The organism is Sphingobacterium sp. UBA5670, assembly GCF_002420705.1.
Classification (GTDB): Bacteria; Bacteroidota; Bacteroidia; order Sphingobacteriales; family Sphingobacteriaceae; genus Sphingobacterium.
In genome coordinates, this window is the sequence record NZ_DIIM01000020.1 from 34,654 (window position 1) to 59,295 (window position 24,642).

General features: G+C 40.1%; 24 protein-coding genes. 13 read left to right on the forward strand and 11 right to left on the reverse strand.

What is annotated here, in order from left to right; all coding sequences use genetic code 11:
- Nucleotides 1-24: 24 nt before the first annotated feature.
- Both B3C94_RS16925 and B3C94_RS16930 read right to left on the reverse strand, forming a co-directional pair.
- The gene (locus B3C94_RS16925; protein WP_293905779.1) at nucleotides 25-1,278 is read right to left on the reverse strand and encodes an amidohydrolase; all 1,254 of its coding nucleotides are present in this window, start codon (nucleotides 1,276-1,278) and stop codon (nucleotides 25-27) included.
- Between the two features lie 76 nt (nucleotides 1,279-1,354).
- Nucleotides 1,355-2,206, reverse strand: coding sequence for an AraC family transcriptional regulator (locus tag B3C94_RS16930; protein ID WP_293905781.1), 852 nt, complete (start codon nucleotides 2,204-2,206; stop codon nucleotides 1,355-1,357).
- Between the two features lie 506 nt (nucleotides 2,207-2,712).
- Here B3C94_RS16930 and B3C94_RS16935 point away from each other — a divergent pair.
- The 3 genes from B3C94_RS16935 to B3C94_RS16945 are packed head-to-tail and all read left to right on the forward strand — an operon-like array spanning nucleotide 2,713 to nucleotide 4,876.
- Nucleotides 2,713-3,330 (forward strand): hypothetical protein, encoded by a 618-nt coding sequence (locus B3C94_RS16935; protein ID WP_293905783.1) that lies wholly within the window; start codon nucleotides 2,713-2,715, stop codon nucleotides 3,328-3,330.
- An 11-nt stretch (nucleotides 3,331-3,341) separates the two neighbouring features.
- On the forward strand, nucleotides 3,342-3,695 hold the full coding sequence (locus tag B3C94_RS16940) for a hypothetical protein (protein ID WP_293905785.1): 354 nt from the start codon (nucleotides 3,342-3,344) through the stop codon (nucleotides 3,693-3,695).
- 5 nt (nucleotides 3,696-3,700) lie between these two features.
- A complete protein-coding gene (locus tag B3C94_RS16945; RefSeq protein ID WP_293905787.1) occupies nucleotides 3,701-4,876 on the forward strand; it encodes an oxygenase MpaB family protein in 1,176 nt (391 codons plus the stop codon).
- Here B3C94_RS16945 and recR read toward each other — a convergent pair.
- Entirely contained in the window at nucleotides 4,873-5,487 is a 615-nt protein-coding gene (gene recR, locus B3C94_RS16950; RefSeq protein WP_293905789.1) for a recombination mediator RecR, read from the reverse strand. The two genes, B3C94_RS16945 and recR, sit on opposite strands and share 4 nt — an antisense overlap.
- A gap of 115 nt (nucleotides 5,488-5,602) precedes the next feature.
- On the opposite strand from recR, the gene B3C94_RS16955 reads away from it, so the two are divergent.
- Both B3C94_RS16955 and B3C94_RS16960 read left to right on the forward strand, forming a co-directional pair.
- Nucleotides 5,603-6,307, forward strand: coding sequence for a TIGR00730 family Rossman fold protein (locus B3C94_RS16955; protein WP_046673602.1), 705 nt, complete (start codon nucleotides 5,603-5,605; stop codon nucleotides 6,305-6,307).
- A 107-nt stretch (nucleotides 6,308-6,414) separates the two neighbouring features.
- Nucleotides 6,415-6,597 (forward strand): hypothetical protein, encoded by a 183-nt coding sequence (locus B3C94_RS16960; protein WP_293905791.1) that lies wholly within the window; start codon nucleotides 6,415-6,417, stop codon nucleotides 6,595-6,597.
- 849 nt (nucleotides 6,598-7,446) lie between these two features.
- Here B3C94_RS16960 and B3C94_RS16965 read toward each other — a convergent pair.
- Nucleotides 7,447-8,904 carry an exonuclease domain-containing protein gene (locus tag B3C94_RS16965; RefSeq protein WP_293905794.1) on the reverse strand — a complete coding sequence of 486 codons (1,458 nt, stop codon included), beginning with the start codon at nucleotides 8,902-8,904 and terminating at the stop codon, nucleotides 7,447-7,449.
- A gap of 267 nt (nucleotides 8,905-9,171) precedes the next feature.
- On the opposite strand from B3C94_RS16965, the gene B3C94_RS16970 reads away from it, so the two are divergent.
- Nucleotides 9,172-9,453, forward strand: coding sequence for a GNAT family N-acetyltransferase (locus B3C94_RS16970; protein WP_293905796.1), 282 nt, complete (start codon nucleotides 9,172-9,174; stop codon nucleotides 9,451-9,453).
- Nucleotides 9,454-9,541: 88 nt separating this feature from the next.
- Here B3C94_RS16970 and hutG read toward each other — a convergent pair whose 3' ends face one another.
- From hutG to hutH, 4 genes are read right to left on the reverse strand one after another with little or no spacing between them, the layout of a single operon-like run.
- Entirely contained in the window at nucleotides 9,542-10,540 is a 999-nt protein-coding gene (gene hutG, locus B3C94_RS16975) for a formimidoylglutamase (RefSeq protein ID WP_293905798.1), read from the reverse strand.
- A complete protein-coding gene (locus B3C94_RS16980) occupies nucleotides 10,537-12,555 on the reverse strand; it encodes a urocanate hydratase (protein WP_293905800.1) in 2,019 nt (672 codons plus the stop codon). The genes hutG and B3C94_RS16980 overlap by 4 nt, the downstream gene beginning before the upstream one ends.
- 6 nt (nucleotides 12,556-12,561) lie before the next feature.
- Nucleotides 12,562-13,809 carry an imidazolonepropionase gene (gene hutI, locus B3C94_RS16985; RefSeq protein ID WP_293905802.1) on the reverse strand — a complete coding sequence of 416 codons (1,248 nt, stop codon included), beginning with the start codon at nucleotides 13,807-13,809 and terminating at the stop codon, nucleotides 12,562-12,564.
- Nucleotides 13,810-13,820: 11 nt separating this feature from the next.
- Nucleotides 13,821-15,380 (reverse strand): histidine ammonia-lyase, encoded by a 1,560-nt coding sequence (gene hutH / locus B3C94_RS16990; protein WP_293905804.1) that lies wholly within the window; start codon nucleotides 15,378-15,380, stop codon nucleotides 13,821-13,823.
- A 77-nt stretch (nucleotides 15,381-15,457) separates the two neighbouring features.
- On the opposite strand from hutH, the gene B3C94_RS16995 reads away from it, so the two are divergent.
- The 6 genes from B3C94_RS16995 (at nucleotide 15,458) to B3C94_RS17020 (ending at nucleotide 22,301) form a co-directional block, all read left to right on the forward strand.
- Nucleotides 15,458-16,390 carry a LysR family transcriptional regulator gene (locus B3C94_RS16995; protein WP_293905806.1) on the forward strand — a complete coding sequence of 311 codons (933 nt, stop codon included), beginning with the start codon at nucleotides 15,458-15,460 and terminating at the stop codon, nucleotides 16,388-16,390.
- 115 nt (nucleotides 16,391-16,505) lie between these two features.
- Complete coding sequence (locus tag B3C94_RS17000; protein WP_293905808.1) at nucleotides 16,506-16,796, forward strand: antibiotic biosynthesis monooxygenase family protein; 291 nt, start codon at nucleotides 16,506-16,508, stop codon at nucleotides 16,794-16,796.
- Between the two features lie 109 nt (nucleotides 16,797-16,905).
- Nucleotides 16,906-17,412, forward strand: coding sequence for an S-ribosylhomocysteine lyase (locus B3C94_RS17005; protein ID WP_293905810.1), 507 nt, complete (start codon nucleotides 16,906-16,908; stop codon nucleotides 17,410-17,412).
- A complete protein-coding gene (locus B3C94_RS17010; protein ID WP_293905812.1) occupies nucleotides 17,413-18,054 on the forward strand; it encodes a hypothetical protein in 642 nt (213 codons plus the stop codon). It abuts the gene before it with no gap.
- A 252-nt stretch (nucleotides 18,055-18,306) separates the two neighbouring features.
- Entirely contained in the window at nucleotides 18,307-20,490 is a 2,184-nt protein-coding gene (locus B3C94_RS17015; protein ID WP_293905814.1) for a bifunctional alpha,alpha-trehalose-phosphate synthase (UDP-forming)/trehalose-phosphatase, read from the forward strand.
- Nucleotides 20,490-22,301 (forward strand): glycoside hydrolase family 15 protein, encoded by a 1,812-nt coding sequence (locus B3C94_RS17020; protein WP_293905816.1) that lies wholly within the window; start codon nucleotides 20,490-20,492, stop codon nucleotides 22,299-22,301. The genes B3C94_RS17015 and B3C94_RS17020 overlap by 1 nt, the downstream gene beginning before the upstream one ends.
- 141 nt (nucleotides 22,302-22,442) lie before the next feature.
- On the opposite strand, the gene B3C94_RS17025 is transcribed toward B3C94_RS17020, so the two are convergent.
- Both B3C94_RS17025 and B3C94_RS17030 read right to left on the reverse strand, forming a co-directional pair.
- On the reverse strand, nucleotides 22,443-22,712 hold the full coding sequence (locus B3C94_RS17025) for a hypothetical protein (RefSeq protein WP_293905818.1): 270 nt from the start codon (nucleotides 22,710-22,712) through the stop codon (nucleotides 22,443-22,445).
- A 183-nt stretch (nucleotides 22,713-22,895) separates the two neighbouring features.
- Nucleotides 22,896-23,474 (reverse strand): hypothetical protein, encoded by a 579-nt coding sequence (locus tag B3C94_RS17030; RefSeq protein ID WP_293905821.1) that lies wholly within the window; start codon nucleotides 23,472-23,474, stop codon nucleotides 22,896-22,898.
- Nucleotides 23,475-23,623: 149 nt separating this feature from the next.
- Here B3C94_RS17030 and B3C94_RS17035 point away from each other — a divergent pair, with 149 nt between their 5' ends.
- A complete protein-coding gene (locus B3C94_RS17035; RefSeq protein ID WP_293905823.1) occupies nucleotides 23,624-23,974 on the forward strand; it encodes a hypothetical protein in 351 nt (116 codons plus the stop codon).
- Nucleotides 23,975-24,032: 58 nt separating this feature from the next.
- Here B3C94_RS17035 and B3C94_RS17040 read toward each other — a convergent pair whose 3' ends face one another.
- Entirely contained in the window at nucleotides 24,033-24,284 is a 252-nt protein-coding gene (locus B3C94_RS17040) for a hypothetical protein (protein WP_293905825.1), read from the reverse strand.
- Nucleotides 24,285-24,642: the final 358 nt, after the last annotated feature.

The following is a 24,642-nucleotide window of genomic DNA, read 5'->3' on the forward strand; positions in this document are numbered from 1 at the left end:
GTGCTGATTATCCGTTACTTTCAGTTAGGCCTGATTATTATTGTCCCATTTGACGACATTTCCCTGATGAATAAGCCCATCGACGGTCGAGATACGAGAAACTGCTTCTGCCGAACAACTAGCGTCGACAAAAAGTAGGCTAGCATCATCTCCTACTTTTGGCCACACGGAATTTCCATGGTCATCAAGTGGAATTTTGCCATTGGTCGCATAACGAAGGCAACGAGATAGTTCGAATTCAGTTTCATAACCATACAATTGCGCGGTGAGATTGGCTTTTTGAAGCATATTACCACTTCCGAAAGTACCCCAATGGTCCTGAACATTGTCGTTCCCTACAAAAATTTCCACTCCCGCCTTTTTCAGTTCCCGAAATGGCATCAACATATTGCGGAAAGGAACAGAACTACATATTCCGACTTTCGCCGCAGCAAGCCGCTCTGCAGTATATTCGAGATCTTTCTTCGGCATATACCCCAAAGCGAAAGCATGACTGATAAAAGTACGTCCCTGCAGTGTTGGATTTTCCAATGCTCTATCAATCAGATAATGAATAGTCTTCACACCTGATTCCCCGCTTTCATGCAAATGGATGTCGATTCCTTTTTTATTATCCAATGCAAGCTGTACAGTTAGATCCATCGGTTTCTCAATGCTACCGTCAATACTAAAGGGATCCAAACCGCCAATGAAATCCACCTGTCTCCATTTTGCAACTTCCTCCATTAACTTCGCGGATTCTGTATAGAATAACCCATGTTGGGGGAATGCGACCAGTTCTGCAGCAAAGGAATATTTTAAATGTTCCAGCGCCTGTAACAAATGCTCCAATGACTTTGTCCCCGATGTTGGGTCTACATTAAAATGCGTGCGTGCAAAATTTGTCCCGTAGCCCTGCAAAAGTCCAATTAACTTTTCAGCCCGTTCAACGGATGTTTTCAGCAATTCGGGGATGATCACCTGTTCTTTGGCAATCATATCTTTTACAGTCCTGTTTTTTGGAAATACCGCCTTCCAGGGCAGACCGTATAAGGTTTTGTCCAAATGGATATGCATGTCGCGAAATGGTGGTAATGCCAATTTTCCCTTCACATCAAAGGCTTTTCCGTTCGTCTTCGATTGCGCTGACTCAATACTTTTTATTTTATTTGACTCAATTTGAATATCAAATAATGCCGTTTTCGTAGCAACAACTTCTTCCTTCTCATAAAGAAACCCTGTTTCTAGTAATACGTTCTTCAATAAATAAGTGTCTTGATTCTGATTGCTTTCATTCATGCCTATATCATTTTTACCAAAGCTAAGTGATTTGTGATAATGATCTTTGTACGAATTATCACAGCTTGTGTAGATATTATGGCTGTGCTTTAAATTGACTTGGGGTCATGTTCGTATGGCTTTTAAAAAACTTGCTGAAGCTTGCATTATCGTAAAACCCCAGATCAAAGACAATAGCTTTGATCGTTTTATCCGAAATTTTCAGCAAGCGCTTTGCTTCCAATAAAACACGTTCCTGAATCAAAAATGACGCTGACTTCTGTAAAACCCGATTGCTCAACACATTCAGATAATTTGCCGAAATATTTAGTTTCTCGGCATAAAATGCGACTGATTTTTCGCTTTTATACCATTCATCGATAAGTTGGATAAATTTTGCCATAATCGGATTATCCTGATATTGTTCATAATCATCAAAATTATCCTGAACAATCTTACTGATTAGAAGTGCGATAACTTTAAGCCGTGCATAGACCAATTCCCATAAAATCTCCTCCTCTTTCAGATTTTCGGAAATTGCCTTGAATTCAACTAATAACGATTGAAAGCTTGCGTCAGAAAGATTGATGACTAAATGCTTCAAATAATAAGAAATGGGATATCGCAATGCCGGCAATAGGCTTTCGAACCAGCGCCTACTGATCATCAGCTGCAATGCGTAGGTAGGGTCGGCCATCTGCCATTGATGTACCTGCCCAGGAAAAACCAGATGTAGCTGATTTGTGCCAAGTACAAAACGATCAAAGTCTATCGTATGCGTACCTACAGACTCCTGAAACAATAAAAGTATAAAAAAATCGTGTTTATGTGGTTCATTAATCTCCCGTGGGCCAATGAGTTCATGGAAAAGCAAATCACAGTCAGGGATGGTCCGGTCCTGGAATTTTTGAAGATCTAATATTGGAAAATGGTCGTTGATATGATACATAAGCAGTAATCCGAAGATAACATAAATATAAGAAAAACAAAAACCTATTTCCACAGCAAACATCATAAATGTCAGCGTACAAAAAAGGCTATAAGTCCCTTCAAATCCCCTAAAGTCCCTTCAAGTCCCCTCAAGTCCCTACAGTATTCGGCAACGGTCCGGAACTGATTCGGAACAGCGTCTAGACTGGGTCGGGACATCTTCGACATCGCTTCGGCCCCTGTTCGGCTAGCCATCGGCAACAGGGCGAACAAGAGCCGAACAGCACGCGAAGTAGTCCCCTACTTGTACAGAACCAGTCCACAGCAAATACACCATACTTGCCGAAGAAACACCGAAGAAACGCCAATGAAACACCGGTCAATAGCCCAAGCTGACCCAACTCGTACACGACGATGATGCGAAGCTAATTGGGCAAACCTTCTTTTTTCATGTCGCATTTCTTTAACGCAAAAAATATTGTTACTTTGACACAGTAGAACAGGTCTATAATTGAACGTCGGAAAATGCAAATCGAAATCGGTCATATATTTTATGAAATAGTCCCCTGGAATAAAGATTATATCCAAATTTTGGGCAGTTCATCTCCCTATCGTGTACATGCTCCAGCACATTGCGATGTTGCTTTCCTTAAAGCGTACATCAAGTTAAATCCTCCAGAACGTAAATCGGAAGATCTATCCTATTCCTATCTTGACGATCCCTACTACCTATTTGGAAAACCTTATTTGGTCAAGATCTACCCTTCCTCGACGTTAGCTACCATTGAATTAACAGCGACGAGCATATGTGTATATCAAAAGAAGAACATAAATACGTTGAACATACTGTACAAATGGAGCCAAAAATTACTCTATCATGAAGTAATAAAGCAGATTGCTTACTGGGAGGAACAATTAGATATTTATGACGTAGCTACAGTAAGCATCCATAAATTATCCAAGAGCGATTTTAGAATCGTTGAAGGTGGATTTCATTTTTCAAATCGGCTAATTGATTTTGAAAAAGAACACATCAATCTGATTATTCTAAAGGCTTTCTGTAAATTCGCGCATAAGACCCGCAAGGAAACAGAAGCAATTTTCAGTTTATATATCCCAAACTGGAAAAATCTTTATTCATAGACAATAATAAGATGACAGAAATAAACATCGGAATCCCAACAAAAGAAGGCGATTTGATCATACCATTCACCAATCAGGAGCTTCTGCCCTTCATTGAAAAACATCGGAAAGTAATCAATGACCATGTTGTGGAGCAATTAGTGGATAAAGATGGCGGTCCACATTTAAGTGACTTAAGCATGAGTTCACTTTCATTTGATACAGATGGTACTGGAGGTTCCTTCAGACTTCATTTTAAGATCGACCGTCAATTTTGCTGTAGTGATATCCTATCTTGTCAAATGGATTACATAGACTTTAAGTTTAATAAATCAAATGATACGATCACACTTACTGGATCTTATACAGTTTGGTCAATTCAATAAAAGACATGCAAATACCCGAACGTTATCAAGTTAATACAAGTTCATTTTCTTTCTATTGGACAAAGGGGCCTGGTGTCGAATTGCTCCAAAAATTGCAACAGAAACCATTGCTTTCCGATGCCGATCAATTTATCCCTTTACTCTATCAGCACGATAACTGCTGCGACATGCTTGTGGAACAGCTTCATCTAAAAATTGGTTTTTCCAAGGGACAACAGTTGCTCAAAGATGCACTTGCAGGCAAAAGTATTGAAGCGGCCTATAAGCCTTTGCTGACTAACTTTATAAGCAGCCTTGATCTAGCTCCATCCTGGTTAGACTGGACTAAAATTGAAGAAGGAATTGGTCTTAGTCAACGGTCGGGCTTATCTGGACTCATTGTATTGCGGGATTATGTCCTTATGGGAGGTTATGAATCCAGCGCCATCAATAAACCCTTGATTTTTACGGGAGCACTTAAAAAAGGAGCTGTTAAACGCCTTACGGAAACGGTAACCTTTTGGGTTGACATCACGGGTAATAATGCCCTAAAGAAAGGGAATATTGGAATTGAAGCTATTTTACTTACACGATGTATCCACTCTTATGCACGATTGAACATTATAAAGCACGGTCATTGGCAAATAGAAAAATGGGGTGTCCCATTAAACACATGGGATATGCTAGCAACAAACCTAGGTTTTTCCCTAGTTTATCTAACAGGCCTTAAGTTAATGAAATTTAATGTATTAAAAAGTGAAATCGAAGGTCTCTTTCACTTGTGGAAATACATTGGCACTCTATTAGGTATCCCCTCGCAATTACTACCGGATTCGGAGGAGCAAGCTATCAAAGCTTTATACTATTGGACAATGACACAAAAAGAAGGTGATCAGGACAGCTTAGCATTGGCACAGGCACTTATGGAAGAACCTGTTAAAGCGGCCTATCCAACCACTAAATGGAAACGAAAGCTGATGCGCGAAATCCACCTTTATTACAATCATTATCTATTGGGAAGTTACTCTTGTTCATTGCTGGGTTTAAAGAACACAATGATAGGCAAAATCGCCTACATCAACATCTTAAAAAACAAACGATCAAATCGTATGATCAACGACTACCTATGGCGAAAACAGCAAATCGACAAAGGAAGAAAGGTTCATGAAGGAGTCAAACAAATCTACCTGAAATACAATTAACCAACATGGCGCTCATAAGGAACCCTTGTTGCAATGGACCGTCCTAGAGTAAGTTCATCCACATATTCCAATTCTCCACCAAATGCTATACCACGGGCGATTGTTGTTATTTTTACATCAAACTCACGTAATTTCCGATACAAATAAAAAATGGTGGTATCCCCTTCCATTGTTGCAGAAAGTGCCAGAATAACTTCCTCAACTTCTCCGCGCTGGATCCGGTTGAGCAATCCTTCTATTTTAAGATCCGCAGGGCCTATTCCATCCATCGGTGAAATCAGACCACCTAACACATGATATACCCCTTGATAAGAATTTGTGTTTTCAATCGCCATCACATCGCGTGTATCTTCAACAACACAGATTAAGCTTTTATCCCGCTTAAATGAGGCGCATATTTCACAGATACTATGATCTGAAATATTAAAACATTCCTGGCAATATTGAATATCCTCCTTCAATCGATCGATCGAAGCTGTAAAACGGGCTACGTCCGCATCCGCCTGCTTAAGTAAGTGCAATACCAATCTCAACGCCGTCTTTTGTCCCACGCCAGGTAACTTACCAAATTCAGCAACAGCGTTCTCGAGAAGTTTAGAAGAAAAATTCATAATGCAAATGTAAGAATAATCAGAAAAAGTAGCTAGTATTAAAAAAATAGCTATATTGTATTCCTTTTTGGAAAATTGATTTTAGAAATTAAAATGTATAACGTTATATATGGACATTACAAAAGAAGATAAAATTATCCGCGCATTTGAAAACAAAACATGGCAGGAAATTAAAGTGAAAGACTCTTGGCAGATTTTTAAAGTGATGTCGGAGTTTGTGGATGGATTTGAGAAATTGGCAAAAATTGGCCCCTGCGTTTCGATATTTGGCTCTGCACGTACCCCACGTGAACATAAATATTATCAAATGGCGGTAGATATTGCCAGTTTATTGACAGAACGTGGTTATGGTATTATCTCAGGCGGTGGCCCGGGCATCATGGAGGCAGCAAACAAAGGTGCTTATGAATCTGGAGGAAAGTCGGTGGGATTAAATATTGAATTACCCTTTGAACAGTTCCATAATAAATATATTGACCGCGACAAGCTGCTTGAATTTAAGTACTTTTTCGTGAGAAAAGTCATGTTTATGAAGTATTCTCAGGGATATATCGTGATGCCAGGAGGTTTTGGAACAATGGACGAGCTTTTTGAAGCAATCACTTTGATTCAAACGGGCAAAATTGCTCGTTTTCCGATCGTATTGGTGGGTTCAGAATATTGGAAAGGACTAATGGATTGGGTTCAGAACACGATGATTCCAAACAAGTACATCAGTGAAGAAGATTTAAAACTGTACCGTATTGTGGATACTGCGGAAGAAGCAGCTGATCATATCTTCCGCTTCTATGACAAGTACCTATTGAAGCCAAACTTTTAATGAAGTGCACACTCAAAAAAAAGAGTATCTGTTGACGACAGATACTCTTTTTTTTTACCTTTCTTGCGGGGACTTTTTTTACAAATAATGCTTTTAACTATGCGATCATGAACGGTACACCATCCAAGGATCTTGTCGAAGCTTATGACAAGGCGGGTGACACTGAGCGAAAGAATGCCAACATCTGGTTTTACTCGGTTCCTTGGGCAGATGAGTTCTGGAATCCAAGCGCAGATGCAGTTACTGTGTATTCACAACCGGTATTGCACTATCTTTCCTTGGCATATTAATTTACCTCATCGAATTTCAGCATATCAAAGGAATATTTTATATCATATTTGACGATTTCGGTAAAAACACACTATTTATTTACTGTCTCAGTGGGCTGATCCCAACAGTTTGTTGCTTTATTCTTATCGGGGAGACACAACAGAATCTATGGAATTTTAGCTATCAAGTATTGTTCGGCAACTGGCAGTTTCAGTCCTTGGCTTCTGCCCTGTTCGCACTGCTTTTTGTCACCTTTAATTGGCTGATCGCCTATTACCTGCGAAAGAAAAATATCTATATTAAAATCTAGGTCACCTATCTGTCACCGGCAGTGCTGGCTGAACGACTATGTTGATATGCATAAAAAAAGGGCCAAGGCCCTTTTTATATATAAAGATATGGATAAGATATACCGCAGCTACTTTTAGAAAACGCCCCATCTTTGTTTTACTAATTCCGCTATTACAGTACGCTGACACTAAGGTATATCAAACTAACTATACAGAGAAAAAACTTAGGGGGACAAAAGGGGGACAAAAATTAAACTATTGAAAATCAACACCTTGAAAAACATGTTTTAATTTAAAAAAATACAATTTTATTTTGGACAAACTAAATATGCATACGCGTTAACAAAAAAGTTAAGCTCTAAAACAATAAAAAAGAAAACCTGAGGTTGGGAGCCCCAGGTTTTAACTAACCAATTATTAACCTAAATTATGAAAAGTCTTTTTAATATTCTACATCAGATATATTTCAACTATTGGACCAAAATCGCGCGCGAATCACTATTTCACATTTCTTTAACAGATTACGGAGATTGAGATGACTATTTGGAAAATAACAATAACTATTAAACGAAAAAGAGGCTATTCAAACAGCCCAAAAAGACTATTTGGAGCCCATTTGTCATACGAAAAAGCCGTCTCCGCCGCTTTGGCAGGTAAAACTGTTGTTTTTGTTAAAAAATATATCTTAGCAGGCTGCCTTTCCGCTGCCATTTTGACCAACTCCATCATATAATGATTGCTTTGATATTTTTGAACCTGTCCTTTTACATCTTCAAGATCTTGGTATTGGCAGTATTGATCTATATAACCCATTCCGTAAAAAAGGCCATTTTCAACAACAATACAGCTTTTTTCATCTCCATGACGGCCTTTATCGATCAATACATAGGATGGCTGCTGTTTGAGCCAATCCTCGATACAACGTTCAACCCGGGTATTGTGCAGGTCGCGATCGGGCAATTCATCCTTCTTAATGGATTTCGTAGACAAACTGGCCTGCCCAAACTGACAAAATTGCGGATTAATATCCCCATGTTGAATAAATGACTGCAACAACTGAATAGCGTCATATTCACGCTGAAAAAGCTGAATACAGGATTGTCCCCTGTTTACCTTCCCTATAGCCAGATGGAGGTAGCCATTTTGATCTTCGTAAGAGAATAAACCGAATTTAGGTTCATATCGTTTAAGCGCTCTATTATATTTTGGCCAAAACCTTTTGATCTCAGCACACTCCAATAACAATGACATCAGTTCTGTCCCACAGCATTCATAACTTATATGATGAATCTCTTTTAAGAAATGTTGCCTTTGCGCCTGAATATTATTGCCGGTAAAATGAGATAACACCCTTTTTTTTATATTCACGGCCTTGCCAACATAAATGACTTTTCCATCTTTATCGTGAAAATAATAGACCCCTGCTTCATTGGGTAATTGTTCGTACTCCAGCGGATTCAAATGTGGCGGAAAACGCTGATCAACCGCTTTATGTTTGATCATATCTTGAAATACCTGGTCGGTGTCCAGCACTTTTAAATATGCAAAAAGAATGGCTGTTGCATCGGCATCACCACCCGCACGGTGTCTATTTTCAATCGGAATATCTAAGTAATCACATAAACGTCCCAAACTATAGGATAATAATCCTGGTTTTATTTTTCGCGCATAACGCACGGTACATAATTTTATGGCCGACCATTCAAATCCTGATTCTTGAAGCTGGAAACGAATAAATGAATAGTCAAAATTAACATTATGGGCAACAAAAATGCGGTCTTTGAGCATACTGAAAATATGTTCGGCAACTTCATCAAATAATGGAGCGTCTTTCACCATATCGTTGTCTATACCGGTAAGTGCAAAAATCGAATTAGGAATTTCCTTTCCCGGATTAACCAGTGTCTCCCAACGTTCCAAAACTTGATTACCATCATGAATAACAATGGCAACTTCAGTAATCCTGCTGGATTTTGCATTGCCGCCTGTAGTCTCAATGTCCACAATGGCAAACTCTTGTTTTTTGCTTTGATTCATACACATAATGCAGAGCAAACATACTAAAAATATTAGCCATCAACAAAAAATCCCCGTACTTTTACAAAATACGGGGAAAACCAATTATGTACCAACTAATGAAAATAGTTCTTTCTCAGGATCTACATGAATATACGACAATAATTAACCATTTGGATAAAACAACAGATTTATTACAATACTCCTAGCCTGGTTACTGAAAACAGCACATGTTATATATTGGTGGATTTTGTTTATTTTGCAAATCCTTTAATTAAATTCATTGATATGGAAGTAATACAAAAAAATAGCGATAAACACGGTAGCTTCGAAGTTATTGATCAAGAGAAATCCATTGCGCAAATGACATATACCTGGGCCGGTCCTACAAAATTCATTATAGACCATACTGAGGTTGACCCCGATTATGCGGGAAAGGGACTGGGCAAACAGATGCTGATGGCAGCAGTTGCATTTGCACGTAAAGATCAGCTAAAAATTATGCCGTTATGCCCATTTGCAAAATCGGTTTTTGATAAAGATGCAACATTAGCAGATGTACTATTTTAATCATTCTACCAATACGCAAAAGGTGGTTAGACTTCGTTTGAAACAAGTCTAACCACCTTTTTATCGAACGGCTTTACCACGATTAATGCTATTTTGTAGCCATCTTATTGATCAGCTTAAATATCAGATCAGCTGCTAATTTCGCCGTTCGGGAATCGATATCAAAATATGGGTTTAATTCGGCAAAATCGACAGACCTGATATTAGGTAGATCCAGAATAACATTGTAGACCGAAAAAAACAAATCATCGGGCACGATACCATTGAATGCCAGCGCACTCACTCCAGGCGCATAAGCTGCAGCAAATGCATCAAGATCAATCGTCAAATATACATAATCCACTGATTTGGAAAAATTAACGATTTTCTCTCGAATGAGGTCCAGTTTTTCAGTTACCAAATGCTCTCGTTCGATAAGCTGCACATTTTTCTCTTTAGCATAAGCTAACAATCCCTTGGTATTGCTAATTTCCTGAATACCGATCGCCAAATAATGAAATGGCAGTCCTGCTGCCGATTGGTCACGTTCAATTTGATAAAAGCCTGTGCCGGAATTCCCTTTGCCATCCTGCAATGCACGTATATCAAGATGTGCATCCAAATTAATAATGCCAAGCGTTTGATTGCGATCCTTTAGAAATTCTCGAATACCTAGATAATGTCCGTAGGTTACCTCATGGCCGCCACCTAAGATGACCGGAAATCCTTCTTGTTGAAGAATCAGTTTCAAAGCCGCGCCCAAGCTCTCTTGGGACAACTCTAAATCATTGTCTTTCACAAGAATATCTCCACAATCTTTAAGTTTAAGTTTATCTGAAAAATGAACAGGAAGATTTGTCAGTACATTCCGGATTGCTGCCGGCCCATCTTTGGCCCCTACGCGGCCTTGATTCCGGCCAACACCTTCATCACTGCAGAATCCCAGAAAGGCAATGGATCTGTGCAGCTCCGGCTGTTGGAGCAGATCAACACAATCCATCAATTGATGCCAACGCATCCAATCGCGTTCCTGACCATCAATACGGCCTTTCCAAACAGACGGATCGCCTTTGGTGTATATTCCCGGATCACTCAGCAACAAATTCATTCGCTTACATCAAATAATTGTTCAATAATATGGTCGTCTACAATTTGTGCACGGGTAACCTGTAAGGTGTTATTTCTTTCCATCGCACGGTCCAATGCCTGATTTGCTTCTTTATTTCTAGCCCAAGCACGTCTCGCTATCCCGTTATTAACGTCAAAATATAACATCTTTTCCAATTTAATAGCAGCCTCGGACGAACCGTCCAGCAGTAGACCAAATCCACCGTTGATGACCTCGCCCCAGCCAACCCCACCGCCATTATGAATAGAAACCCAGGTAGCACCGCGAAAACTGTCACCAATGACATTGTGAATGGCCATGTCCGCCGTGAATTGACTCCCATCGTAGATATTGCTTGTCTCTCTATAAGGCGAGTCTGTACCACTAACATCATGGTGATCTCTTCCCAAAACAATGGGACCTTCAAATAAACCGCTTTTTACCGCCTCATTGAAGGCTTTTGCTATGGCGATACGACCATTTGAATCCGCATAGAGAATACGTGCCTGAGAACCCACTACGAGTTTATTTTTTCCAGCTTCCTTGATCCACTGAATATTATCCTGCATTTGCTGCTGAATTTCTGCAGGAGCCTCCGCGTGAAGCTCTTCTAAAACTTCCATCGCAATTTTGTCTGATTTTTGCAGATCTGCTGCTTTTCCAGAAGTACAGACCCATCGGAATGGTCCAAATCCATAATCAAAACACATGGGTCCCAAAATATCCTGCACATAAGAAGGGTAACGAAATTGATCATGCCTATCGTTCCACACTGCTGCCCCAGCGCGACTGCTTTCCAATAGAAATGCATTGCCATAATCAAAGAAATAAGTTCCTTTTGCGACATGCTTATTGATGGCTTCGACATGCCGAACCAAAGTTTCTTGCACACATTGCTTAAATCGATCAGGATCGGCAGCCAAAAGCGCATTCGATTCTGCAAAGGTCAATCCCATTGGGTAATAACCTCCAGACCATGGATTATGCAAAGAGGTCTGGTCAGATCCAACGGTGATGTAGATGTTTGCCTGATCAAAAGCCTCCCATACTTCGACAATATTACCGATATAGGCAAAGGATATTGTTTCCTTCCGCTGTATGGCCAAACGCACCTGTTCAGTAAGCTGGCCGATATCTTCTATCAATCGATCTACCCAGCCCTGTTCATACCGCTTTCTCGCTGCAGCTGGATTTATCTCGGCACATACCGTTATACAGCCCGCAATATTGCCTGCTTTGGGTTGTGCCCCACTCATGCCTCCTAGACCTGAAGTCAAAAAGACCTTGCCTTCGATGGTATCTCCTGCGGCTAAATGCTTTCGGAAGGCGTTCATTACAGTAATTGTCGTTCCATGGACAATACCCTGTGGACCGATATACATATAGGATCCGGCTGTCATCTGTCCATATTGCGTAACTCCTAAGGCATTAAAACGCTCCCAGTCATCCGGTTTCGAATAGTTTGGAATCATCATACCATTTGTTACCACCACACGCGGGGCATGTTGGGACGAAGGAAAAAGTCCCATCGGATGACCGCTATAAAGATGCAGCGTCTGCTCATCCGTCATCTGTGAAAGATACTGCATGGTGAGCCGATATTGAGCCCAGTTTTGGAAAACCGCACCATTGCCGCCATAAGTTATCAGTTCATGAGGATGCTGCGCCACGGCAGGATCAAGATTGTTCTGAATCATCAACATAATCGCTGCCGCCTGCTTGCTTACTGCCGGATAATCCGCTATTGATCGTGCATGCATAGCATATTCCGGTCTAAAGCGATACATATAGATTCGGCCATAGTCGCGAAGCTCCTGTAAAAATTCAGGCGCTAAAACGGCATGCCAAGATTTGGGAAAATAGCGTAACGCATTCCGTAATGCGAGCTTTTCTTCCGACTTCGTAAGAATATCCTTACGCCGTGGGGCATGGCTTACTGTATGATCCCGTTCTGCTTTCGGAGGCAGTACAGTAGGAATACCTGCTACAACCTCTCTTTTAAATGTATTTTCCATCTTATCCTATATTGAAAATACTTCCACACCATCTTTCCACACAGCTTGGGGTTGCATGCTGCCTTGGTGATAAGTAATATTCTGGTAATTATCGGTTTTAAATAAAGTAAAATCTGCGCGCATGCCTTCCTTCAATGTGCCGCGATCAGACAGATTAAGCGCCTTCGCTGCACGGTAGGTTAATGCGGCAAGCAATTCGGCATTACTGAGTTTTTCTGCTGTTGCCAAAATACTCGCACTTGTCAATAACTGTCCCATGGGGGCAGAACCTGGATTCCAGTCGCTTCCTATGGCCAGACATGCACCTGAATCCAGCAACTTTCTAGCAGGTGTAAAGCCGCAACCAAGACCAATTGACGCTGCAGGCAAAGCCACCGCAACAGTATCCGAATGTGCAATAAGTTCAATCTCAACCGCAGTGGATGCTTCAAGGTGATCCGCAGATTTAGCACCGAGCTCCACCGCTAGCTGACTTCCTGAAGTAGTAAACTGATCGGCATGAATGGTCAGATCAAAGCCCATTTCTTTGGCCTTTTGTAAATAAGGCAGGATCTCTTCCCCCTGAAAAGCTGATGCTTCGATAAAAGCGTCAATTCTATTTGATAGCTGTTCTGATTTAAGCTGTGGAAACAGAACCTCCGCGATCTGATGAAGATAATCTTGGGCAGATCCGCTGAAGTCCCGTGGGAGCATATGCGCTGCCAGACAAGTTGGAATCAGGTCTGCAGCTAGGCGACGATTGGACTCCTGAATAGCACGCAATATTTTAAGCTCTTCTTCCACATTAAGTCCATAACCACTTTTGACTTCAATCGTTGTGATTCCTTGTCTCAACAGAAAATTTGCACGCTGGATAGTTAGGTCGACCAATTCTTCCTGTTTACAATCCCTTGTATGCGAAACTGTGCTCCAGATCCCACCTCCGGCAGCTGCAATCTCAAGGTAACTTGAACCTGCATTTCGAAGAGCGAAATCATTTGCCCGATTGCCGGCAAAAGCGATATGCGTATGGCAATCAATAAAACCCGGCAAAGCTACCTGATCACCTGCGATATGAATACGGGGTGCCTGCTCACCCCATTTCTGCTCCAATTGATCAAAAACAGCAACATCCAAAATCGTATTACCTGCTATTAAAATCCCCCCTTCCTCAATAATAGGCAATTGTTTATCGTGGATAGCCCCATTTAAAGGCATATTGGACATGGGTAATAGCTGTCTAAAAGGTCCGACTAATTTTAATTCTTTTTCCATCCCTTTTTTGCTTAAAATACGTCAAATTGCTGTCTTAGTTCTTCGGCAACCTCACCGGTAGCATATTGACAATGTAATGCAATAAGCTCTCCTGATTTCACCAATTTCAATGCCGCTGTCAGTAGCTCTTCCATCGGCTGGTCAGATTCAATGTGCGGTATGGACTGTCGTATTCTTTCGTGAATAGCTTCCAATGCCGAAGTTGATTTTAATGGCTGATGGTAATCTTTGGCCTGGGCCGCACATAATAATTCAATGCTTAATATTTTGTCGACATTGTCAATGACCTGCAGCAATTTCCGGCCGGCAATAGACCCCATACTGACATGGTCCTCCTGACCCAAAGAAGTTGGAATACTATCTGCACTGGCCGGAAAACAAAGACCTTTATTCTCGCTTGCTATCGCCGCAGTACTGTATTGCAAAATCATGAATCCCGAATTGAGTCCTGTTGATTTCATTAACAATTTTGGAACCCCATTGGTTTGTCCTTCCAAAGACAAATAAACCCTTCGATCCGAAATATTCCCGATCTCAGATGCCGCCAGTGTGGCATAATCTAAAGGTAAGGCAATTGACTGCCCATGAAAGCTTCCGCCACTAATCGTCAGCTCATCGTTAATGATCACGGGATTATCGGTCACTGAATTTATTTCAATCTCTATGGTATCTTTTAGATGAAACCAGGCATTGCGTGATGCACCGTGAACCTGCGGAATGCACCTTAAAGAATAGGGATCCTGCACGCGGGAGCAATTTTTGTGGCTTTCTAAAATAGCAGATCCATGAAGCATATTAAAAATACGTGCAGCCACATAGCGGTTTCCGGCATGCGGGCGTAATTGATGCAATTCCTTATAAAATGGCTTGATGGAACCATTTAAACCTTCAATCATTAAGGTAGCAATAATATCCGCATTCTGAAGTACCCGATTCAATTCAGCAACAGCCATTACACCGTGTGCCGCCATAAATTGGGTTCCATTGATTAGGGCCAACCCCTCTTTTGCACCTAAATGAATAGGGCTCAGACCATATTTTTCCAGCGCGATGGCTGTCGCCATAGTTTCGCCGCCGACATGGACTTTTCCCAATCCAATTAATGGTAAAAACAGGTGTGATAAAGGTGCCAGATCCCCTGAAGCTCCAACAGAGCCCTGCTTGGGTACCACGGGAATGATATCATGTTCTATATGCCAAATAATACGTTCAATCGTGGTGTACTGGACGCCTGAAAAACCTTTAGAAAGTGCATGGACTTTAAGAATAAGCATTAATTTGGCCAAATCGTTGGCGATAGGTTCTCCTACACCAACAGCATGACTTTTTAGGATATTTTCCTGTAACAGCTGCGTTTGACTTGCGTCAATAAGTGTGGTACACAGGGGGCCAAAGCCCGTATTGATCCCATAGACAACCTCACCGCGCTCCACTATTTTCCTAACATAACTGGCACTTTGCTCGATCTTTTCCCTGACCTCGGGTGATATTTCCCCAGTTATTGCTCCTTTTGCTATTGCTAAAGCAGTGGAGCATGTCAAATGTCCGCTGCCGTATAAAAATTTTTCCATCTTCATATCTGCTTTACTCAAATGTACTCGCTATATTTGATAATTAGAAATACCATTTTTATCATCAATTGATAACCATGAATTATCAAATAGAGTTAAGACATTTACTGTATTTTAAAGTATTGGCAGAAGAATTGCACTTTAGAAGAGCGGCCGAAAAGCTATTCATTGCACAACCGGGATTGAGCAGACAGATTAAACAGCTGGAAGAATCTTATGGGGTCTCCCTTTTTGAGCGCAATAAGCGAAATGTGCAGTTGACCGAGGCCGGAATGTATCTTTTTACAGAGGTAAAAGAACTATTTAGGCATTTGGATCAGATTGAAATGCAGCTTTTGAGTTTTGCCAACGGTAAAATAAGTACCTTAAAGCTAGGATTTATAGGCTCAGCTGTTCAAACAATCTTGCCGCAATTGCTGGTCACCTTAAAACAGCAGCAGCCCGACATCGACCTCTCGCTGCACGAGCTGGCGAATGAAACCCAACTGGATCTGCTGGAAAAAAAAGAATTGGACCTGGGCTTTGTACGTGTTTCCGAAACTCCGCATGGTTTGTGTAGCCTACCTATACATACGGAGCATTTCAGCCTCGTTCTGCCCAACAATCATCCCCTATTAAAATCTCCCAAACCGACCTTATATGCATTAAAAGATGAATCCTTTATTTTATTTTCCAAAAACTATAGTCATTCTTATTATGATCTTGTCATGAGTATTTTTAATGACCATGCATTTCTGCCCAAAGTTACTTTACGCACGGTTAATGCATTGACTATATTCAATATGGTGGCTCAGGGACTTGGAGTGGCCATCGTTCCCTCTTCCTTAAAAAATGGATATCACGTTGATGTCACTTTCCTTGAATTGGACACTTTACCACAGCGAACGACGCTCTCCTTGGTTTGGAATGCCCAAAATCGTAATCCTGGCATACCCTTAGTCATCCAGATTATCGCTTCGCAACTCAACAAAAACCGAGATAATATTACCGGCATAAGCGATAAGCCCTAAGTTTATATCAAGAAGGCCAGACAAATTGCACGGATATCCAGGTTCTTGTATTGCATATAAAAAACAAATTCTCTAAGTTTGATTTATTTACTAAACTTTGTTAAAAAAACGAATTATGATTTTAGAAGTAGCTGTATTGCAAATTATTGAAGGACAACAGTCCGATTTTGAACGAGATTATAAAACAGCTTGCCAGTATATCAGCGCAAGTAAAGGCTATATCACGCATTCCCTGCGTAAATGTATTGAAAAAAGTAACCAGTACATTCTACTGGTCGAATGGGAAACTTTAGAAGACCATACAATCGGCTTTAGAGAGTCTCCATTATTTAAAGAATGGGAAAAACTTCTGCATCACTACTACGATCCATTTCCAACAGTAGAACACTATGAAGTGTTAAAATAGTAGTTTTATCGTCCTTTTCTATAATAATCTAGTATCTTTGTAGAAATTTTTGATATTCAACTTTTAACCCCTATAAGGCCGCAGGCATTATAGCTTTGAACACAACAAGATGTACACAAAAGAAAAAGCAAAAGTAAATAGTTTCACGGTAGATCATACCAAATTGAAACAAGGGATCTATGCCAAGGCTTCGAAAACTAACAGTAGCAATGTTGAAAGTTATACAACTTACGATATTCGCATGATCAGACCGAATTCTCCAGAGCGCATGTTATCACCTGAAGTTATGCATACATTGGAGCACTGTTTTGCAACAGAGATAAGAACTATATTAGGTGACGAGGTTATTTATGTCGGTCCAATGGGCTGTTGCACGGGATTTTATGTGGTGTTAGCAGGAACAGACCGAACTCCTCAGAACGTGGCGGAATTGATGAAAGAAGTACTAGAGACGGTCCTCACAGAAGGATACGAGGTGCCTTTTCAAAATCCGATTAGCTGTGGAAACTACACATTCATGGATTTTCCTACTTCAAAACAGGCTTGTGTCAACTTCTTAAATTTAATCACTGCCGAAGAATTGGCATTTGAGTATCCATACATTGAAGAAAAATAAATGATCCTGAATAAAGATATTGAAACGATTATTTTGGTAGCGAACAAAAATGAGCTATCTTTTAATTCGACAAATAAATCGACTTTTGTATACGAAATTGGCGTAGGTAAAGTAAATGCACTCCTTTCTCTCGCCACGCTTTACGAAGACATCAAAGCACTAGGTATCCATCCTGTTTTTCTCAATGTAGGTACTGTAGGCTGTACAAGACATCCGATAGGTCATGTCCTTTATCCGGAATATTACGCACAAGGTGATGCTTATACAGACGGTTTTTTTCTGGAAAACACCTTATTTTTTAAGGGACAGGGTATTTTGGAATCCATATCACTTGATGAATTTCGTTACGAAGACGCACTTTTAACGTCTGATCGTTTTATTAATGTAAATACTGCTTTTTATCAGGATATTAAACATTTCAATCCTTTGGCATTTGATATGGAATCTTATGCTTTAGCGAATTTCTGTTTCCAAAAAAATCTCATCTTTCATAGTATCAAAATTGTATCAGACAATTGTGATGGCACAGTCAAAGATTGGGAAAGTATTCTAGGGGAGATTTCAGGGAGATTGGGAGATATCCTCGATCAGTTTATGAAAAAGCTGGATCACGAAAAGGCTGCTGCGGTCAATATATCGTAATCTAATAAATAGCAAGAGACCTGTAGAAATACAGGTCTTTTTTTTCTATTTGGAATATAACTCTGTCCAAATTTCCACATCCTGTTCCAGTAAATCACTTGTTCTTTCTTCAATAGTTGTTCCTACTATCCTTCTAATTTGAATTTATTCAAACTATTCTCTTCCAAGGTTGTTCAGATAAGTGGATTACATACCCATCGTTATAGTCAATATAACTCTTCCACACTGCAAATAAATCGATCTAAAATTCTTATGAAGAAAAAGAAGAAAATAATAATTTCAAATAGACTGCCGATACAAATAGAACGAAAAAAAGAAAAACTAATCATCAAGCCGAGTGCAGGCGGACTGGCAACTGGTTTAAATTCAGCTTTTGATACGGATGAAATACTCTGGGTTGGCTGGCCTGGAATTGTCCCCAAAGATGAAGAGGAAAAAGAAAAGATTATTGAGCTTCTCAAACCGATGAACTTGCTTCCTGTATTTTTATCAAAAGATGAAATACGCAACTTCTATGAAGGTTATTCCAACGAGGTGCTCTGGCCTATCTGTCACTACCAGCCGAGTTACATTCATTTTGACCGCGAATATTGGAGTACCTATGTAAACGTAAATAAAAAATTCTGTGAAGCTGCACTTTCTATAGATCGGCTTTCTGACTTCATCTGGGTTCAGGATTATCAGCTTATGCTGCTTCCTCAACTGTTACGTTCAGAAAATCAAGAGCTCAACATCGGTTATTTTCACCATATCCCCTTCCCTTCGGAGGAACTCTTTATGAACATTCCGCAACGTAAAGAATTGGTCGAAGGTTTACTGGGAGCAGATCTTATCGGATTTCATACTTTCGCCGATAGTCAGAACTTTTTGAATGCCTGCAAAAAAATACTGCATGTATCATCCGGGCATAACCAGCTCAAATACAAAGACCGGCATATATTTGTAGAATCCTTTCCGATGGGTATTGATTTTGATAAATTTGTCGAAGTCAGCAACCAGCCTAAAATCCAAGCTATTGCAACCCAATTTAGAAGTCATTTTCCCGACCAGAAAATTATCATATCTGTCGATAGGCTCGATTATAGCAAAGGAATATTAGAAAGACTGCGTGCCTTCCTCACTTTCCTCGAAAAATATCCTGAATGGCATACAAAAGTTGTCCTATATATGCTTATAGTACCTTCCAGGGACAAGGTATCGCAATACAAAAAGCTGAAAGATGAGATTAACCGGAAAGTGAGTGAAATCAATTCCATTTATGGAAATCTAAGCTGGACGCCGGTATTATATTTTTACAAATCACTTCCCTTTGAAGAGCTGGTTGGATTATATGTTGCATCCGATATCTGTATGATTACATCGACACGGGATGGGATGAATCTCGTCAGTAAAGAATATATCGCCAGTAAGACTTTATCAAAAGGTGTATTGATTTTAAGTGAGTTTGCGGGTGCTTCCAAAGAGCTCGTTGACGCTTTGATTATTAACCCCTATAATCGGACAGAAACCGCGGACAGTATTTACCAAGCGCTTAAAATGTCGCCGGAAGAAATACAGGAACGTGCCGATGCCAATATTCAGATTATACAGAAGTTTAATGTGCAGCATTGGGTTCAGCTTTTTACCAATCGTCTGGCCGAAACCAAAGCCATACAACGTGACGAATGGGCAAGACGAATCTCGGATAAGGTCTTTAATAGCATCTCAGAAAGGTATAGCAGAAGTAGCAATAGGCTCTTTTTCCTGGATTATGACGGTACATTGGTCAAATTCCAAAACCACGCTCAAAAAGCAACACCGACAACCTTACTCTATAATCTTTTGGATAATATTATCTCAGATCCGCTCAATACATTAGTCATCATAAGTGGCCGGTCACAGGAAAGTCTATCTTCCTGGTTTGATGGCCGATCTTACTATTTGGTTGCCGAACACGGTATCTGGTCTAATTTCCCAAATTTCAGTTGGTCTTACAAAAAAGGGTTGGCGTTGCATTGGATGCCTGAAGTAAAAAAACTGATGGAAAAACTGGCCGATCAAACTCCGGGGGCTTACATTGAAGTCAAGCCCTATTCGTTAGCTTGGCATTATCGGAAAGTAGAACTAGGCTTGGGCGAACTTAAGGCGACAGAGCTAAAAGAGATCTTAAACCCAATGCTCAACGACTATGGATTACAGCTACTGGACGGAAATGCTGTCATTGAGGTTAAAAATACAGAAGTTAATAAAGGTAAGGCGGCATTGGAAATCGCAGGACATATAAAAGCAGATTTTATGTTGGCTATTGGCGACGACATTACCGACGAGGATTTATTCAGGTATCTACCTCAATCGACCATAAGTATTAAGGTGGGCAGCAACAAATCTGCGGCAAAATATTATTTAGATGAACAAGAGGATGTTCTTCAATTTTTGAATCAACTTATCGTAAAATAATGAGCGAAAATACAAGAGAAAACAGACATATCTATCAATCTGGAATCATTGGTAATTGTTCCTACATAGCACATGTTGGCATTGACACAAATATATCGTGGTTGTGTTGGCCATCGTTCGAAGATAGCTTTGTGTTCGGCAGTATGATCGATAAAAATCAAGGTGGAATCTTCAAGATCAGTTCAGAGGATCCTGTCGTGGAAACAAAGCAGTATTACATTAAAAATTCAAACGTTCTTTGTACGGAAATCCATACGGCGTCTTATGCTTATCGTATCACGGATTTTGCACCACGATTTGAACAATTCGGACGGTATTTTAAACCGTTGATGTTGATCCGGAAGATCGAACCGCTTTATGGGGCTCCTAGCGTCAATATCAGTTGCAAACCGACTGGCGATTATGGGCGGGTGGCACTTAAAGCCACACGCGGCAGCAACCATATTCTTTATAGCAACGACCAGATCGGAGAAAGAATTCGACTTACCACTGATCTGCCTATTTCCCATTTTTTCCAAGACGAAAGCTGGACGATAATCAGTGAAAATAAATACCTTGTACTTACTTATGATGCAGCTTTCGAATCGGCTATCGCGAGCACCTGTGAAGATTTTCTCCATAAAACGCTCAGTTATTGGCAGCGATGGATTAAACATTGCAGTATTCCCAATATTTATCAAACAGAAGTTATCCGATCAGCGCTGGTGCTCAAACTTCACCAATATGAGGACACAGGAGCAATTATTGCTGCATCAACAACAAGTCTGCCCGAATATCCAGGTTCGGGAAGAAATTGGGACTACCGTTATTGTTGGGTACGTGACAGTTACTACGTCTTAACAGCATTGACACACATCGGTCAATTTGAAGAAATGGAAAGCTTTGCAAATTATATTGCCGGCATCACACATCGTAACCCTGGAAGGCTTCAACCTTTGTATGGTATCCTTGGAACCTCCGAACTGACCGAACATATTTTGCCTTATCTAAAGGGCTATCAAGATAACGGCCCAGTACGGATTGGTAACCAAGCTTTTGAACATATTCAAAATGATGTATATGGTCAGGCAATGATTGCCTTGTTACCACTTTTCACTGATCAACGTTTTAAAATCCATGAAAACAAAAATGTGTTAGGTTGGGTAAATTTCATTCTCGAAAAGATTGAGGCTACTATAGAGGAAAAAGATGCTGGCATCTGGGAGTTTAGAAATTTTGCCAATCACCATTGTTATTCCAATCTTTTTCAATGGGTTGGATGTAAAGCCGCTCTCTTGATCGCACGTCAGAATGGTTATCAAGATATGGAGGATCGCGCGAATGTCCTCTTAAAAAAAGCAGAAGCTTATATCGAAGCCTGCTATGACGAAGAGCGGAAAGTCTACCAGAATGCTGTTGATAGCCGGAATCTAGATGCCAGTACCTTACAGCTCATTGTAATGGATTACCTTGACCCGAAATCCGAACGTGCCCTGCATCATCTCGAAATGCTAGAAAATGAATTAAAAGGTGAAAATGGGCTGTTCTACCGATACAAACATCAAGATGATTTTGGCAGACCCAAATCCACTTTTCTGGTCTGTGCATTTTGGTATGTGGAAGCACTGGCCTGTGTAGGACGCGTGGAAGAAGCGAAGGAGATTCTGGAACGTTTGTTGACCTATAGCAATCACCTGGGGCTATTCAGTGAAGATGTTACAGAGGATAATGGTAGCCAATGGGGAAATTTCCCACAAGCCTATAGTCATGTCGGATTGATGAACGCTGTTTATCGACTAGCCATTAAACTGGATAAACCAATTTTTCATTGATATAAAAAAAGATGTGCGATCAATATAAATTGATCGCACATCCTATACATTTATAGCTAACTGGTGCAAGCTCGTTCGAATAGCCTTTCCAGGTTAAATTACTCGGCAGTACGCCTATATTTTAAAAATAAAATGTAGTACTTATATCAAAGCCTGTTTATACTGATCAAAATGTTCACAGATTTCCTCAGTCCCGATTTGCTTACCCATCAAGTCTATAAAGCGGTTTTTATATAGTGAAAATATGTATAGTCCCGTTGCCAAACTTCCTATGACAAAAATACCTTCGAGCTCATTGCTCCTCACAATCTTATTGTTCAGATGGCACTCTTTGAGCAATGGAATGTTATAAGACGACCATTTACCCATTTTATCCTTGAGCACCAATCCAATATTTTTTGTTCCCGTCATCGTTTCAGCTTTCTTTTAGAAAAAAACATCTAATTCGCTTCAAATGTTTTCTAATTTTTGTCATTTTGAGAAGAATAAGTCTTTCATACATAAGAGCAAGTAATTATACGGTCGCAAAAAAAAAGCATGTTTCCAATTTGTCAATTGGAAACATGCTGTTAAAGATTGTTAATACTATTTCTATTAGCGTCTGCCCGGCAAATAGATTTGGAAACCTACACCAACTCCTAAACCACTCGCGCCACTGCCTGTATTTATATTGGCTTTGCTATAATTGTAGCCAAAAGTAGCTTCCAGCGCGACAGTCCGGGTTATAAAATGTGCATATCCAACATTGGCTCCTACGGCCAGCGCGACGTCCTTGCCCCTTGAGCTTCCTGAAATACCGATGTCTCCCTGACCAAAAAACCTACCTGTAGTTGATCCTGCATTCGGAAAGTAATAACGCACAAATGGTGCTACACCGTAAGTCCATTCATTATCGGCATCTTTCTGGGTAGCCAAACCAAGATTGGCCTGTGCACCGATAGCCAATCCGTCGGATACGAAATAACCAGCACGTGGCTGAAGTGCAACATTAAAAGACTTACCTTCGAAACTATAGCCTAAATTACCGATCGATCCTCCGACCATCCAATTCCCTTGACGTATAGGTTCAATACCCACATCGGACGACATCTGTGGCGTTGTCTCAATTTTCTGAGCACGGGCCTGATACCCAATGCCTGCTGTTATCAATAAAAGTAGTGTCAATTTTCTCATAGTGTTTTCTATTATCTAAATTACTTTAGTTTAATAACAAGGTCGACAAATGAAAAGTTTTAAATTTATTCTTAAAAATGGCGGGACTATCCTTTTTTAAAAAAATACAACCAATCAAATTTCATCGCTGTTCTTATCAAAAAGAAAATATGTATACAACAGCTCAATCTGGCAATATAATCCCCGATTACTGCCAAAAGGGTGCCCTATTCATGAATGGAATAGACCCCATAGACAACGATCCATCTACTGATGACGGTGGTCGTACGTACACACCACCAAAAGTTCCTGATCTGGAAGATATAACCCCCAATTTATATTATCCGGAAAATAACGATGGACCTGACCCAAGTGAAGAAGAACAGCGTGATCGCAGCAATAAAGAAAAAATAAACACGGAAGAGGATCAACATAAAGAAAAATCAGATCATTCAGAAGAAGATATTTACGATGATGAATCCGATCAAAAAGAAAAGGACAAAAAAAACTCCCTTAATTAAGGGAGTTTTTTATTGGATATACTGAAGTCTGATTTACAAAGAAGAGTCCAAAAGATCTTTAAGGTTTAGATTTTGACCCATTGATACTGTCTTTTCTAAGCGTGTCTGCCAGACTGGTATCTTTCTGCATCGTCATTTTTTGCTGCTCGCTTAAGTTATACCTTGTTTCATCGGCATCACTCGGTGCAATGTTGTCCGATTGACCACTGCCTTCCGATGGATTTTTCGTTGTATTTTGACACGAAAATAATAACGTAGCACCACATATAAAAGTTCCTAAAACTGTTGCAAATTTTCTGCTCTTTTTCATATTCTATCTAGTTTTGTTCTTAAAATTTACATAAGAACCACATTCAAAGCTAATTAGTTCAACAAAACTGACAAAAAACCACCATTCCTATTTATGATTACAAAAATGGACATTTTCCATTTATTATTAAAAACGGGGATGACTGCGTAATTTAGACGTTTCTTAATGGAACAAATACCCAATTGCCCCAGTTATTTCTGATCGTTTCTTTTTAACGGCACCCAATCCATATCGCCTTTCTGTAGCGTTTCGGCTACAAAAATAACGAAACCCCTTGCTCACGTATTTATCGCATTTACCTGTTTAAACAAATTCCAAGTGCCATAAATGAATAAAAGTAGCACTTTAATTGTACTTG